The organism is Flavobacterium sp. TMP13 (assembly GCF_050847115.1).
Classification (GTDB): domain Bacteria; phylum Bacteroidota; class Bacteroidia; order Flavobacteriales; family Flavobacteriaceae; genus Flavobacterium.
Genome location: NZ_CP193656.1, coordinates 1,187,396 through 1,201,916 on the forward strand (window position 1 = coordinate 1,187,396; position 14,521 = coordinate 1,201,916).

General features: G+C 35.9%; 12 protein-coding genes. 9 read left to right on the forward strand and 3 right to left on the reverse strand.

Going from position 1 to position 14,521, the window contains the following annotated elements; all coding sequences use genetic code 11:
* Positions 1–62: 62 nt before the first annotated feature.
* The 5 genes from ACRASX_RS05140 to ACRASX_RS05160 all read left to right on the forward strand — a co-directional run bounded on the left by ACRASX_RS05140 (position 63) and on the right by ACRASX_RS05160 (position 5,223).
* Positions 63–1,250: a phosphoglycerate kinase gene (locus ACRASX_RS05140; protein ID WP_432222646.1), complete on the forward strand. Its 1,188-nt coding sequence runs from the start codon at positions 63–65 to the stop codon at positions 1,248–1,250.
* A gap of 105 nt (positions 1,251–1,355) precedes the next feature.
* Entirely contained in the window at positions 1,356–3,182 is a 1,827-nt protein-coding gene (locus tag ACRASX_RS05145) for a LysM peptidoglycan-binding domain-containing protein (protein WP_432222647.1), read from the forward strand.
* Between the two features lie 46 nt (positions 3,183–3,228).
* Positions 3,229–4,218 carry a DUF4837 family protein gene (locus tag ACRASX_RS05150; RefSeq protein WP_432222648.1) on the forward strand — a complete coding sequence of 330 codons (990 nt, stop codon included), beginning with the start codon at positions 3,229–3,231 and terminating at the stop codon, positions 4,216–4,218.
* The gene (locus ACRASX_RS05155; RefSeq protein ID WP_432222649.1) at positions 4,215–4,691 is read left to right on the forward strand and encodes a GNAT family N-acetyltransferase; all 477 of its coding nucleotides are present in this window, start codon (positions 4,215–4,217) and stop codon (positions 4,689–4,691) included. Before ACRASX_RS05150 ends, ACRASX_RS05155 begins: the two co-directional genes overlap by 4 nt.
* On the forward strand, positions 4,684–5,223 hold the full coding sequence (locus ACRASX_RS05160) for a GNAT family N-acetyltransferase (protein WP_432222650.1): 540 nt from the start codon (positions 4,684–4,686) through the stop codon (positions 5,221–5,223). Before ACRASX_RS05155 ends, ACRASX_RS05160 begins: the two co-directional genes overlap by 8 nt.
* Before the next feature lie 103 nt (positions 5,224–5,326).
* On the opposite strand, the gene ACRASX_RS05165 is transcribed toward ACRASX_RS05160, so the two are convergent.
* The 3 genes from ACRASX_RS05165 to ACRASX_RS05175 form a co-directional block, all read right to left on the reverse strand.
* A complete protein-coding gene (locus ACRASX_RS05165) occupies positions 5,327–6,523 on the reverse strand; it encodes an aminopeptidase C (protein ID WP_432222651.1) in 1,197 nt (398 codons plus the stop codon).
* Between the two features lie 199 nt (positions 6,524–6,722).
* The gene (locus tag ACRASX_RS05170; RefSeq protein WP_432222652.1) at positions 6,723–7,058 is read right to left on the reverse strand and encodes a single-stranded DNA-binding protein; all 336 of its coding nucleotides are present in this window, start codon (positions 7,056–7,058) and stop codon (positions 6,723–6,725) included.
* Between the two features lie 146 nt (positions 7,059–7,204).
* Positions 7,205–8,992 carry an SLC13 family permease gene (locus tag ACRASX_RS05175; RefSeq protein WP_432222653.1) on the reverse strand — a complete coding sequence of 596 codons (1,788 nt, stop codon included), beginning with the start codon at positions 8,990–8,992 and terminating at the stop codon, positions 7,205–7,207.
* Positions 8,993–9,422: 430 nt separating this feature from the next.
* On the opposite strand from ACRASX_RS05175, the gene ACRASX_RS05180 reads away from it, so the two are divergent.
* The 4 genes from ACRASX_RS05180 to ACRASX_RS05195 are packed head-to-tail and all read left to right on the forward strand — an operon-like array spanning position 9,423 to position 14,516.
* Positions 9,423–10,952, forward strand: a complete 1,530-nt coding sequence (locus tag ACRASX_RS05180) for a bifunctional GNAT family N-acetyltransferase/carbon-nitrogen hydrolase family protein (RefSeq protein WP_432222654.1) — start codon at positions 9,423–9,425, stop codon at positions 10,950–10,952.
* A complete protein-coding gene (locus ACRASX_RS05185) occupies positions 10,949–11,296 on the forward strand; it encodes a hypothetical protein (RefSeq protein ID WP_066312265.1) in 348 nt (115 codons plus the stop codon). The genes ACRASX_RS05180 and ACRASX_RS05185 overlap by 4 nt, the downstream gene beginning before the upstream one ends.
* Positions 11,297–11,310: 14 nt before the next feature.
* On the forward strand, positions 11,311–13,713 hold the full coding sequence (locus ACRASX_RS05190) for a M28 family peptidase (RefSeq protein WP_432222655.1): 2,403 nt from the start codon (positions 11,311–11,313) through the stop codon (positions 13,711–13,713).
* A complete protein-coding gene (locus ACRASX_RS05195; protein ID WP_432222656.1) occupies positions 13,710–14,516 on the forward strand; it encodes an SDR family NAD(P)-dependent oxidoreductase in 807 nt (268 codons plus the stop codon). Before ACRASX_RS05190 ends, ACRASX_RS05195 begins: the two co-directional genes overlap by 4 nt.
* Positions 14,517–14,521 lie beyond the last annotated feature (5 nt).

The window sequence follows — 14,521 nt, forward strand, 5'->3', positions numbered from 1 at the left end:
TATTACTTATTCTAAAATGCTATATTTGTGGGACTTTCAAAAAATATAAAAAACGATAAAGTATGAAAACGATAAACGATTTTAATTTTGCAGATAAAAAAGCCATTATCCGTGTTGATTTTAATGTGCCTTTGGACGATAATTTTAAGGTAACCGATACCACGCGTATCGACGCCGCTAAACCAACTATTGATAAAATCCTTGCCGATGGCGGAAGTGTAATTTTAATGTCGCACTTAGGACGTCCAAAAGGTGTAGAAGAAAAATATTCTTTGAAACACATTTTAAAAACAACTAGTGATATTTTGGGAGTTCCTGTCCAATTTGCAGCGGATTGTATTGGTGAAGAAGCGAAAAATGCGGCAGCCAATTTAAAGCCAGGTGAAGTTTTATTGTTAGAAAATTTACGTTTTCATGCAGAGGAAGAAGCAGGAGATGTTGCTTTTGCAAAAGAGTTGGCTTCTTTGGGAGACATTTATGTAAATGATGCTTTTGGAACGGCACACCGAGCGCACGCTTCAACTACAATTATTGCACAATTCTTTCCAACAGCAAAATGTTTCGGATTGCTATTGGCCAAAGAAATTGAAAGCTTGAATAAAGTATTAAAAAACAGTCAAAAACCAGTAACGGCAGTTTTGGGAGGCTCGAAAGTTTCTTCTAAAATTACAGTGATCGAGAATATTTTAGACAAAGTAGACCACATGATTATTGGTGGTGGAATGACCTTTACCTTTGTAAAAGCACAAGGAGGAAAGGTAGGGAACTCCATTTGCGAAGATGACAAATTAGAACTAGCCTTGGAGATTTTACGTTTAGCGAAAGAAAAAGGAGTTCAAATTCACATTCCAGTTGATGTAGTTGCTGCAGATGATTTCTCAAACACAGCAAATACACAAATTGTAGATGTAATGGCCATTCCTGATGGTTGGGAAGGTTTAGATGCTGGACCAAAATCATTAGAAAATTTCAAGAAAGTACTATTAGAATCAAAAACTATTTTATGGAACGGTCCTTTGGGTGTTTTTGAAATGGAAAGTTTCGCAAAAGGTACTATTGCTTTAGGTGAATTTATTGCAGAAGCAACTGAAAACGGAGCCTTTTCTTTAGTAGGTGGCGGAGATTCTGTGGCCGCTGTAAAACAGTTTGGTTTTGAAGATAAAGTAAGTTATGTATCGACTGGTGGAGGCGCCATGTTAGAAATGTTAGAAGGAAAAGTGCTACCTGGTATTGCGGCAATTTTAGACTAACTAACTGATATTTAACATAGTTTAAACATTATTTTAATTTCAACAGGCTAAGTTTGTAAAAAAAGTTTATCTTGCTTTTTCAAAAGCCCCTGTTGAAATTAATCTATGTTAGTAAAAAATACCACACTTTCGTTTTTTTGTTTGTGTTCTTTTGCCTTATTTGCCCAAGATAATCAAACAAATACCCCTTCAAATCTTTCGTATTTAGAGCAAGTCAAAAACTCCTTTGTTACCGATAAAATGACGACTTGTGTCGATAGTTTATGGATCAATGAATTGACCAGTTCTGATTTATATGAAGAGAAAAATGTAAGCTTCGAAGAAGTCGTAATCGATACCGATCTGGATGTCGAATTACCGACCGCTTTACTCAAAGAACGGTTGCAAGTAATGAATCAAAAGTCGCCTTTCAATATCGAATACAATGAAAGCCTCGAAAAAACCATAAAATCATATTTAAAATACCGACGCAAGTCATTTGGTCGCTTGATGGCCTTGTCAGATTATTATTTTCCCTTATTTGAGGAAGCGTTTGCCAAACAAAATGTTCCTTTAGAAATAAAATATTTGGCCGTTGTCGAATCGGCGCTTAATCCGAAAGCGGTGTCAAAAATGGGAGCTACAGGATTGTGGCAATTCATGTACCACACCGGTAAGCAATACAATTTAAAAATAGATTCGTACATCGATGAACGTAGCGATCCGTTAAAATCCAGTCGAGCCGCTGCCGATTATATGGCAAAAATGTATAAAATTTTTGGCGATTGGGATCTGGTTCTAGCCTCATACAATTCAGGTCCAGGAAATGTTTCTAAAGCAATTCGTCGTTCGGGCGGAAAACAAAGTTATTGGGAAATTAAAAAACACTTGCCTAAAGAAACCCAAGGCTATGTACCCGCTTTCTTAGCAACGATGTATTTGTATGAGTTCCGCAAGGAGCACGGCATCGTTGCGCAGGAAGCAGTCGTGCAACATTTTGAAACCGATACGGTTCAAGTACGTCAAAAAATGAGTTTTCAAGACGTAGCCGATTTACTAGATGTTCCACAAAAGCAAATTGAATTATTAAACCCTTCGTATAAATTGAAAGTAATTCCATACTACGCAAACGAACCACACTTTCTTCGTTTGCCTTTGGATAAAATTGCAGTTTTTACGGCCAATGAACCAAAGATTTACGCGTATTTAGAAAATAAAAATAATCCGGAATTTAACAACCAGCGAACAGCTATTGCCAAAGCTGAAATTAAAACCAGTACCAACGGTTCTATTAGTTATTATAAAATTAAAAGTGGCGATAATTTAGGAGCAATAGCAGATAAGTTTGATGTTTCTGTAGTAGAGCTAAAAAGTTGGAATAAATTAAATACGAATCGTATTGCTGCTGGTGCAACTTTAAAATTGTACAAAGAAGGTCAAGTTGAGGTTGTTCAGCCAAAAGAAGTGAAAGTAAAAAACGCTTCGAAAATTGATAAAAAACGTGTGGAAGAAGTAGTGGCCGAGGTTCCGGGAGATAAAAACAAATCGACAAAAGATCCAGTTTTATATACCATTCAAGTGGGCGATAATTTAGAAAGTATTGCTAAAACAAAGAATGTTGCAATTGCTGATTTGCAAGAATGGAATGCATTAAAAGATTCTAAAATCACGGCAGGAAAAAGTCTAATTGTTTCTTTAGCGGTTCCAGAAGAAATGGTGGTTGTAAAAACGAAAACTAGTATTGTTTCCAACAACGCTACAGTAAGTGAATTTAAAAGACATGCGACAAGTAGTAAAGAATCTACAATAAATTACCAAGTTCAAAAAGGAGATTCGTTGTACAGTATAGCTAAAAAATACCCTGGAATTTCGGTTTCAGATATTAAGCAGTTAAATGATGGCATCGAAGCCAAGGATTTAAAACCCGGAATGAAACTTAAGATTAGCAGTTAGTCCAAAAAAAATACATTAAATTTGGCTTTATTTCATAATAGTAAAAATGAATAAAGCCATTTTTTTTATCCTAATTTCGGCGGTCCTCTGTAGTTCTTGTTTTAAAAAGAACGATAAAAATAAGAGTAAAGAAGCCAATAAAACCAATGCTATATCGGTTATCATTGACGACCAATTGTGGTACGGAGAAGTCGGAGATACGATTCGAAATAAATTTGCTTCGCCCGTTGTTGGCCTTACCAAAGAGGAACCTCTATTTACCATCAATCAATATTCGGCAAAATTACTAGAAGGCTACATGACCGATGGCCGCAATGTGATTATTGTTAAAAAAGAAGATTTTAATAAATTTGAAGTCAAAAGAAATCAATATACCTCTCCTCAAAATGTATTTCGCATTAGCGGCAAATCTATTGCTGATATTATCCAGTCGATCGAAATAAACGCAGCAAGCATCATTCAACAAATTCATAAAACCGAACTCGAAGAATGCCAGCAACAAAATGCGAAGTCATTACTCGATCCGACGGTTATCAAAAACAAATTTCATATCGATTTAAAGATCCCAACAGGTTTTAAATATGCCTTGCATGAACGCAACTTTATTTGGCTTAAAAAAGAAGTAGTAGGCGGCAATATCAGTTTGTTACTGTACCAAATTCCACTACATTCATTTGATGCGTCAAAGGATATTGCCAATCAAATTGTAAAAATTAGAGATTCTGTTGGCCTGCATGTAAAAGGAAAAGAGCCGGACACACCAATGGTAACAGACGATTCTTATGCTCCCTATTTTTCTACCATTCTTCTAGATGGTAAGAAAGCATTCGAAACCAAAGGAACATGGGAATTGCAAAACGATTTTATGATGGGACCTTTTATCAATTATGCTATTATAGATGAAACGTACAATCGAGTTTTGGTTGTTGAGGGTTTTTGTTATGCACCGTCTAATGAAGAACGAGATTTAATGTTGTATTTAGAATCTATTATCAAATCGGTGCAAGTGCAACCGCGACAAAAAGCAGAAGAATGAATCAAGTAGAATGGAAAATAAAGTCTTTTCAGGAGTTAACGGTATCCGAATTATATGACACGCTACAATTACGCAGTGAAGTCTTTGTGGTGGAGCAAAATTGCGTCTATCTTGACTTAGACGGTAAAGATAAAAAAGCGTTGCACCTAATTGGTGTTTGTGATAGTGAAATCGTGGCGCATGCCCGTTTGTTTGATGCCAAAATTAGTTTTGAAAATGCATCGATTGGTCGAGTAGTGGTTAGTCCAAAATACCGTCATAGAAAGTGGGGTCACGCGTTAATGCAGCAGGCTATTGATGGCATAAGACTGCATTATAATAAAACAGCAATAACCATCGGTGCACAATTGTATCTTAAAAAGTTTTACGAATCGCACGGCTTTATACAAACTAGCGAAATGTATTTAGAAGATGACATTCCGCATATTGAGATGCAATTGCTGCCAGTGCTAAAAAACAGTACAAATGAATAAGTACAAGATCGATAGCGAACGCTTAACGTTGAGGGCTATTGTCGAAAAAGATCTCCTGCAGGTACATTATCTGCATTCGTTAGAAGAGGTCGACCAATACAACACAGTAGGTATTCCTGAAAATTTACAAGAAACCGAATCAATTCTCCAAAGTTGGCTTAAAGAACATGATACTCAAAACACGCAGCGGTTTACCTTTGCGGTTGAGTTGAATACGGATCATCAATTCATTGGTTTAATTGGAATCTCGCTTGGAAAAGCCAAGTACAAAAATGCTGAAGTTTGGTTTAAATTTGATCCAAAGTTTTGGAACAAAGGCTACGCGACAGAAGCGTTGAAAGAACTATTGCTTTTTGGTTTTGAGGAGCTAAGACTCCACCGAATCGAAGCGGGCTGTGCTGTAGCGAATTTGGGTTCAATACAGGTTTTAGAGAAAGCAGGAATGCGTAGAGAAGCACATACCCGACAACTTTTGCCGTTAAAATCGGGATGGTCAGATAATTACGGATACGCAAAATTAGCATCCGATTGATGAAACGTATCGCGTTTCTGTAAGCAGAACTTAAAAATAAGCATAAAAAAAGTGGGTAGTTAGAATTCTAAATACCCACTTTTTTTTTAAGAGTTGAAGCGTATTATACTCCTATTTTTTTAGCAATATCTGCTGGAATTGCATTTTTGTTCACTAAGAAAGAAGTCGTCTTATATTTTACGAAATTCTTAGTTACAAAAAGATAACCTTTGTAATCATTGGTTGCGCCCCAAGAGTTCTTAACGATATAATAGTCTTTACCCGATTGATCTTTGGCCAAACCGATAATGTGCATTGCGTGATCGTCTGTAGTTTCATAATTGTCAAACGCTTCTTGACGCAATTCTTGAGTAATGTCTAGTTCTGTTTTTGGACCGTTAAACATTTCTTTTTTCTCCTCTTCGCTCATATCTTGGTATTTCTTGGTTGGCACATACGCTACACCATTTTTCCAGCTAAAGCTTTTTTCGCTCACATCTGTCGACCACGCTACTGTATACCCTTTTTTCAAAGCATTGTCAATTACGTCGGTCATCTCATTCATTTTTACGTTGTATACTTGATCAAACGACCAGTTATCAGGAACCATTAACATTGTTTTTTGATAGTAAGGTGCATTGGTAAACGAAGATAGTTCTACATATTCGTCTGGATTTATGCCTACTACTTCTTTTGCAAAAGTCTTTGGAGTGTATTCTTTACCTTTAAAATTAAATTTTTCTGGAACCTGACCCAAATACGAGTCAATTACTGCGGCGTATGCTTTTTGCCAGTTGGGAGTTAAACTTCCATTCGGATTTTTAACAACCGCATTTAAAACACCTTCTAGCATCGCAGACATTTCGCCCAGTTGGTTTTTATCTGTTCCATAATTTAGACCAGTGTAGACCTCTCTAGGTACGGCTCCGTATTTACGAAACATGTTTATTACGTCGTGCGTTTCTCCACCTTCTCCTAAAGAAACAGCTCCGTGCATTCTCACATAGTTTGCTCCTTTATCCACATAGACGTTGCGTGCAGAAAAAAGCTGAGACAATTCAACTGGTTGTTTCCCCATACGAATCATTTCCGACTCCAAATACGAATTGGTGGCGTAGCTCCAACAGGTTCCCGAAGATCCTTGGCTTTTTACAGCTGTAGTTCCTAAGTTAATTTGCTCGGTAAATTTGAAGCTGCTTTTGCTGTTCTCGCTGGCATTTAACTTCAGTGAATTGACCAAAATGTCTTGGGCAGACACCACACTTAATCCCGCAAAAAACAAGGTGGCAACACCAAACGATTGGATTAGATTTTTTTTCATAGTAATAATTTAATAATAGTTGAGTTAGTAAGCATAAATGAATTAGTGTTGCAAAATAATCAAAAACAAACCAAAAAATTTAGTCTTTTAACAAATTATTGAATCACAAGCAGATTGCAATTGCGTAAAACAAAAAAATCCCTGCGTTCTGTCGCAGGGATTCTAAATATAAAATTTAAACTGGAATGATTGACTATAATTATTTGGCTCCTAATAATTGCAATTCACTAATTAGGACTTCAGTGATATAGCGCTTTTCACCGTTTTTATCGTCATAACTTCGGTGGGTCAACTTACCTTCAACGGCAACTTCTTTGCCCTTGGTTACGTATTTCTCAATTAATTCGGCTGTTTTTCCCCAAGCAGTTAATCGGTGCCATTCGGTCTGTTCTACTTTTTCGCCTTTGTCATTGGTATATCGGTCGTTGGTTGCAACCGTAATGTTGGCTACTTTTCGACCGCCTTCTAATGTTTTTACTTCTGGATCTTGACCTACGTGACCAATCAACTGCACTCTGTTTCTTAAATTACTCATGGCGTATACTTTTTTAATGGTTTATATAATGTTGCAATCGTTACAGTGATTCAACGAGGCAAAGATGCAACAGTAGTCAAAAAGTATTCGGTTGTTAACTAGTTATAGTCGGCTGTAATTATTTGTTGTCGTTTGTAATTAACTTTTTACAGGTACAACATTGGTAATAAAAATGAAGCTAAAATCAATAAAACGATCGATAGTATTCCTCCAATAATCAAAAAATGTTTGAATTTGTAAATACCCAATCCGTAAATAATAGCATTGGTTTGGTAGCCCATTGGCGTGTAAAAACTAAAGTTAGCACCGAACATAACCGCATATAAAAGTGGCTTCGGATTTAAATTTAGTTTGGCGGCAACTGCAATCACAATTGGTGCTACGATAATTGCGGTAGCATTATTAGAGACAAAGCCACTCATTAACATTGTAAATGCAAAAATGATAGAAATGGTTACCGAGGTAGGAACTGATTTTAAAAGTCCGTACAAATGTTCGGCAAGATACACATCGGTTCCTGTGTTTTTCATCGCTACTCCAAGTGGAATCATTCCTGCCAATAAGAAAATTACTTGCCAGTTAATTCCAGAGTACGCATCTTTTAACTGAATACAACCGGTAAACAAACACAAACCAACTCCCAAAAGACTGCTCTTTAGTATGGAAAAGGTATTACTAGCCGATAAAATGATAACCAATAAAATAGCACCAAACGAAATTATTTTCTTATAATTTGGAATGTGTGGGTTGGTGATTACGGTGTTTGCAAACAACAAGTTATTAGAATTTGCTATCCTTTGAATTTCAGTTAAATTCCCTGTCAATAACACACGGTTTCCCGGAATTATAAATTTCTTTGAGAAAAACTTTTTAAAATAATTGCTGTTATTTGGACGATTTCTGTCGCTGCTTACCCCTTTCACATACACGTTCTCAGGCAAAGATTCGTTAAATTCTTCAATCGACATATTAATGTAACGCGAGTTGGGAAGAATAATAACTTCATGAAATTCATTGCTAAAATGCTCTTCAACCAAATCTTGATCAACTCCCAAAATATTTAAACCTAAGCTTTCAGTTTGTGCCGTTAAATCTTCGATGGTTAAATCAAGCCAAAGTATGTCGTTTTCTTGCAGTATTTCCGATTTTAAATCGCTTTTTAAATGCCTTTTCCCACGCTGAATTTTAACGAGACGAATGTCATTTTCATTCCAAATTTCAGTATCGTAGGGTTCTTTGCCAATTAATTTAGAACCCGCTTTAATTTTTACTGCGGTGATGTACCCAAATTTATTATGCAAGTCGATATTTTCTGGCTCTGGAGTTCGGGGTAAAAACTTTTTAGCAAGAAAAAATATAATCGGAATAGAAACTAAGATAAAAATGATTCCCGCTGTAGAAAATTCGAAGAAACCAAAACGCCCGATACCACTTTTTCGCGAAATATCCGAAACAATCAAGTTGGTACTTGTTCCCATTAAAGTACAGCTACCACCTAAAATTCCAGCAAATGAGATGGGTAATAAAACTCTAGCACGATCTACTTTGCCCAGTTTGTCTAATTCGTTGACTAATTTGATAAAAATAATAACAACGGCAGTTGTTGCAATAAAAGAAGAAAAAATCCCAACAGTAATCATTAATAAAGGTAAAAAGAACCAAATGGGCAATTTCATTATCGGAACAATCTTTTGCGCCATCCAAGAAACTACGCCATTTTTCTCTAAGCCAATGGCAATAATCATTAAACATAGTATGGTTAAAACCGCATTGTCAGAAAATCCAGATACGGCTTCTTCGGGTGTTACCAGTCCACAGATTAGAAGACTTATCAAGATAAAAAAGGCAGTCTTGTCTACCGTAAATTTTTCGCTCACAAAGAGTGCGAAAGCCACCACTAAAATTCCGATTACGATAGCAATAGCTGTTGTCATAATTTCTTCAATTAAAAATTTAAAAGTATTGGCAAAACTACCGATTAAAGTTATATAATTTTTTAGAGATGTTATATTTTAAGTTATTTTGATTTATAATTGTAACCGTTTGTAAATGGAAATAGTTTTTGTATATTTGTTAGATTGCCGCGATTTATTTTCGAATTATTAAAAAAGGAAGTGTTTTATTCGTAATTACCACTTTTTTAGTACTTGAAAGGAGTTGTTAGTAGAAATCGGTTTTAAAGTTCGGACAGAAAAAATGATCATTCGGAAGTACAGCGAGGCAATAAAAAATAAGATTTAAAAAAATTAAAACAAGATTTGCAGACAGTAAAAGCAATAAAATCATTCGCGTTTAAAATGCTTTTAAGTAGAGATGAGGTGGAAATGACGCTGTAAATTAAAATTCAAAAAAGGAAGAACAAACATGCAGAAAGAAATAAATAAAGTCGAGCTACGAAATTTGGCTTTTGAAGATTACAAACAATTAAAAAACTCTATGATCGAATCGTACCCAGAAATGGCCGATTCGTATTGGAAACCCGGAGAAATTGAATTATTACTAAAAATTTTCCCAGAAGGACAATTGGTTATTTTGGTTGATGATGTCGTTGTAGGTTCGGCACTATCGTTAATTGTAGATGAAAAAAGAGTAGATAAAAAACATAATTATTTAGAGATTCTAGGCAACTATACCTTTTCTACCCACAACCCTGAAGGGGATGTATTGTACGGAATAGATGTTTTTATTCATCCCGAATACCGCGGTTTGCGTTTGGGGCGACGTTTATATGATGCTAGAAAAGAACTATGCGAGCAACTAAACTTGCAGTCGATTGTATTTGCAGGTCGTATTCCTAATTATGGACAATACGCCAAGAAATATTCGCCAAAAAAATACATTGAAAAAGTAAAGGATAAAGAAATACACGATCCAGTGTTATCGTTTCAGTTGAGTAATGATTTTCACGTATTGCGTGTGATAAAAAATTACCTAGAAGGCGACCAAGATTCAATGGAATTTGCTGTTTTATTAGAATGGAATAATATTTATTACGATGAAAGTCCGAAGTTAATCAACCTCGATAAAAGTGTGATACGTCTGGGATTAATTCAGTGGCAAATGCGATCACTAAACAATATTGAAGCTTTATTTGAACAATCTGAGTTTTTTATTGATGTAGTTTCGGGTTACGGAAGTGATTTTGCTTTGTTTCCAGAATTGTTTGCAGCGCCTTTAATGGCCGATTACAATCATCTTACTGAAGCAGAAGCCATTCGCGAATTAGCCAGACATACCGATTCTATTCGCAAAAAATTTCAAGAATTTGCCATTTCATATAATATCAACATCATTACTGGAAGCATGCCTTACATGGATGGTGGCAATTTGTATAATGTTGGATTTTTATGCAAAAGAGACGGAACCTCAGAGATGTATACCAAAATTCACGTGACACCAAATGAAGTACAGCATTGGGGAATGAAAGGTGGATCTGAATTTAAAACGTACGATACCGATTGTGGTAAAATAGGAATCATGATTTGTTACGATGTTGAATTTCCCGAATTGTCTCGAATTATGGCCAACGAAGGAATGAACATTTTATTTGTTCCCTTTTTAACGGATACTCAAAATGCGTACACCAGAGTCAAACATTGTTCGCAAGCACGAGCTATAGAAAACGAATGCTATGTGGCCATTGCGGGTTGTGTCGGAAATTTACCCAAAGTAAACAACATGGACATTCAATATGCACAAGCGGCCGTTTTTACACCTTCAGATTTTGCTTTTCCGAGTAACGGAATCAAAGCAGAAGCTACGCCCAATACCGAAATGACTTTGATTGTCGATGTAGATTTAAATTTATTGAAAGAATTGCACGAACACGGAAGCGTTCGGATTTTAAAAGATAGAAGACATGATTTGTACGATATTAAAAAGATTGAGAAATGAAAACTTGTTTAGAGTGTAGCGAAAAAATTGTTGGTCGGGAAGACAAAAAGTTTTGTTCAGATAGTTGTAGGAATGCCTACAACAATAAAATGAACAAAGACAGTACTAACTTTATGCGAAATGTAAATAATAAACTACGAAAAAATTACCGTATTCTTGCAGAATTGAATACTGATGGAAAAAGTACGGTGACCCGAGACAAATTGTTGAGTAGAGGGTTTGACTTTGAGTTTTTCACCAATATTCTAGCCACTAAAACCGGAAACACCTATTATTTTTTATACGATCAAGGCTATCGAATTTTAGAAAAAGATTATTATATGCTTGTTAAAAAGGAAATCTAGTATTGCGCTCCATTATGAAAAAAAGTTTCTCCTCTATAATTGCCACGTTGTTTATTTTGATCGTATTGATACTGATGTATTTTACGATTATGCCGCGTTGGGATTCAAAAAGTCACGAAGCCTTGTCTGATTTCTCTACGGAGCGGGCGATGGATCAAATTAAAAACATTGCCAAAGAACCGCATTATGTTGGCTCGGCAAATCACGAAGTAGTAGCTACTTATCTGCAAGCCGAACTAGTTGAATTAGGTCTAGAAACGACTATTCAAGAAGGTTTTACTTTGAGTGATTGGGGCAATTTGGTCAAGTCCAAAAATATCATGGCTCGCATCAAAGGATCCAATAATTCTAAAGCCTTGGTTTTGCTTTCGCATTACGACAGTGCGCCACATTCAGCTTCAAAAGGGGCAAGTGATGATGCGTCGGGCGTTGCCACAATTTTAGAAGGTATGCGTGCTTTTATCTACGACAAGCAACCGCATAAAAATGACATCATTATTCTCTTTACCGATGCCGAAGAGTTGGGCTTAAATGGCGCCGCTCTTTTTGTAACCGAACACCAATGGGCAAAAGAAGTCGGAATGGTCATTAATTTTGAGGCCCGTGGTACGGGAGGCCCGAGTTATATGCTGATGGAGACTAACAAAGGAAATTCGGCTATGGTTGATGCTTTTGCAGCAGCAAAAGTTAAATATCCGGTGAGTAATTCACTAATGTATAGCATTTACAAAATGCTTCCTAACGATACCGATTTGACTGTTTTTAGAGAACAAGGTCAAATTCAAGGCTTTAATTTTGCTTTTATTGACGGACATTACAATTACCACACACAGCAAGATGATCTTCAGCACATAGATGAAAACTCGGTAACGCACCAAGGAACGTATTTGATGCCGTTGCTGCGCCTTTTCGCAAATGCAGATCTTTCTAACTTGAATACGACTGAAGATCAAGTCTATTTTTCTCTTCCTTTTACCTTTCTTAAATATCCTTTTAGTTGGGTTTGGCCAATGACCTTAATTGCTTTTGGGTTGTTGATTGTCATTGTTATCTTGGGTTTCGCCAAACGAATTTTTATCGCCAAGGAAATAATTAAAGGATTTGTACCCTTTTTAGGTGCAGTGCTAACTTCAGCTTTGTTGGCTTTTATTGGTTGGCATTTATTAAAACTATTATATCCACAGTACAATGATTTGCTCAACGGATTCACCTACAACGGTCATGCTTATATCGCTGTTTTTGTATTATTGAGTCTAGGTATTTGTTTTGCCTTTTACCATAATTTCTCAGAACGAAAATTCGCTATGAACCACAGCGTAGCGCCGTTAATTTTGTGGATTATCATTAATGGAGCAGTAGCAAACAGTCTTCCTGGGGCTGGATTTTTAATTATCCCAGTTTATTTCGGATTGCTATTGCTTGCTTTTCATGCGCTTTTTCAAAGTAATTCACTTTTTATAATGTTGCTTTTTAGTATTCCGACACTTTTAATAATTGTCCCTTTTATCGAAATGTTTCCAATTGGCTTAGGATTGAAAGTTTTATTTGGAAGTGCCATTTTAACAGTACTCACGTTCGGATTGCTTTTGCCGATATTCGGTAATTTTGAAAACAAAGTAGTGTGGACGATATTCTTTTTTGCGGGAGCGATTGGTTGTTTAGTTTGGGCACATGTAGACTCTGGTTATGAGTACGGGAAAGCCAAGTCAAATAGTTTATTGTATGTATATAACGCCGATACAGGTCAAGCCAAATGGGTAACGTATGATAAAAATTTAGACGAGTGGACCAAGACTTATTTAGGAGAGAATCCAGAAAAAGCAACGGACTTAAATCTTCTTCCCTTGTTTAGCAAATACAATTCGGGCTTTACGTACGATAAAGTGGCCGAAAAGAAAATGCTAATTACACCTTCTGTTTTCTTCTTAAAAGATACCGTTCGTGGCAACCGCAGATTTTTAAAAATTAAAGTGGTGCCGAATAGAAAGGTAAATCGATATGATATTTTTGCCAATCCTAAAATGACTTTTTATAATTTTAAAGGAAATGGCGTGGCCTCTTTAGGTCAAAAAGGAGAAAAATTAGAACGCAAAGGCAAGAAAATACTAAGCTATTATGTGGTAAACAATGATCCATTAGAAATGGAATTTAGCATTGATAAAAGTGCCGTATTTGATATGGATCTTTTAGAAAGTTCTTTTGATTTATTGACTAATCCGTTATTTGATATGAAGCCAAGAGCAGATTGGATGATGCCTACTCCTTTTATTTTAAATGATGCGGTTGTAATTAAACAAAAAATAAAGCCGCGAGCTGTTACTACCGATCCTAGAATTATTTCTCCCTTGGGAGAAGTCGTTATTGATAGTACAGCCACGGATAGTATAGTTGTTAAACCTGTAAATATTGGACAATGAAACAAATTAGTATTTTAGGTTGTGGATGGTTGGGATTGCCTTTGGCTAAAGCCCTACTTGATAAAGAATTTGCTATTAAAGGCAGTACGACTTCTGATGAAAAACGGAGTATTCTTGAGAAAGCCAGCATAAAACCGTTTGTAATTGATTTAGGAACGGAGGCAATTCAGGGCGATGTGCATTCTTTCTTGGAAGGAAGTGAAATTTTAATCATCGATATTCCGCCTAAGTTGAGAAAAGAGAACTCGGAAAGTTTTATAGATAAAATTAAATTGTTCGTGCCTTTTATTGAAGAATCAGGTGTTACGAAAGTGATTTTTGTGAGTTCAACATCGGTTTATGGAAAATCTTCAGCTGAAGGAGAAGTTACAGAGAATACACTTTTAGAACCAGAAACAGAAAGTGGAAAGCAGTTAGTACAATCGGAAGAATTTCTTCATAGTAATACTAAATTTAAAACCACTGTATTGCGTTTTGGCGGATTAATTGGCCCAGATAGACATCCAATTACGTCTTTGGTTAAAAAAGTAAATACAGATGCAAACGCACCTTTAAACTTAATCGATCAAAAAGATTGTATTGCCATCATATCCGAAATTATCAAGCAAGACTGTTGGGGAGAAACATTTAATGCGGCGTCTCCAATGCATCCTACAAAAAAAGAATATTATTCGAAAAAGGCAGTAGAATTTAATTTGCCTGAACCGCAGTTCACTTCTGAAAAAACAATGACCTACAAAATTGTTTCTAGCGCAAAACTAGAGCACATTCTTAACTATACTTTTCAAGTAGCGATTACATAAAAAAA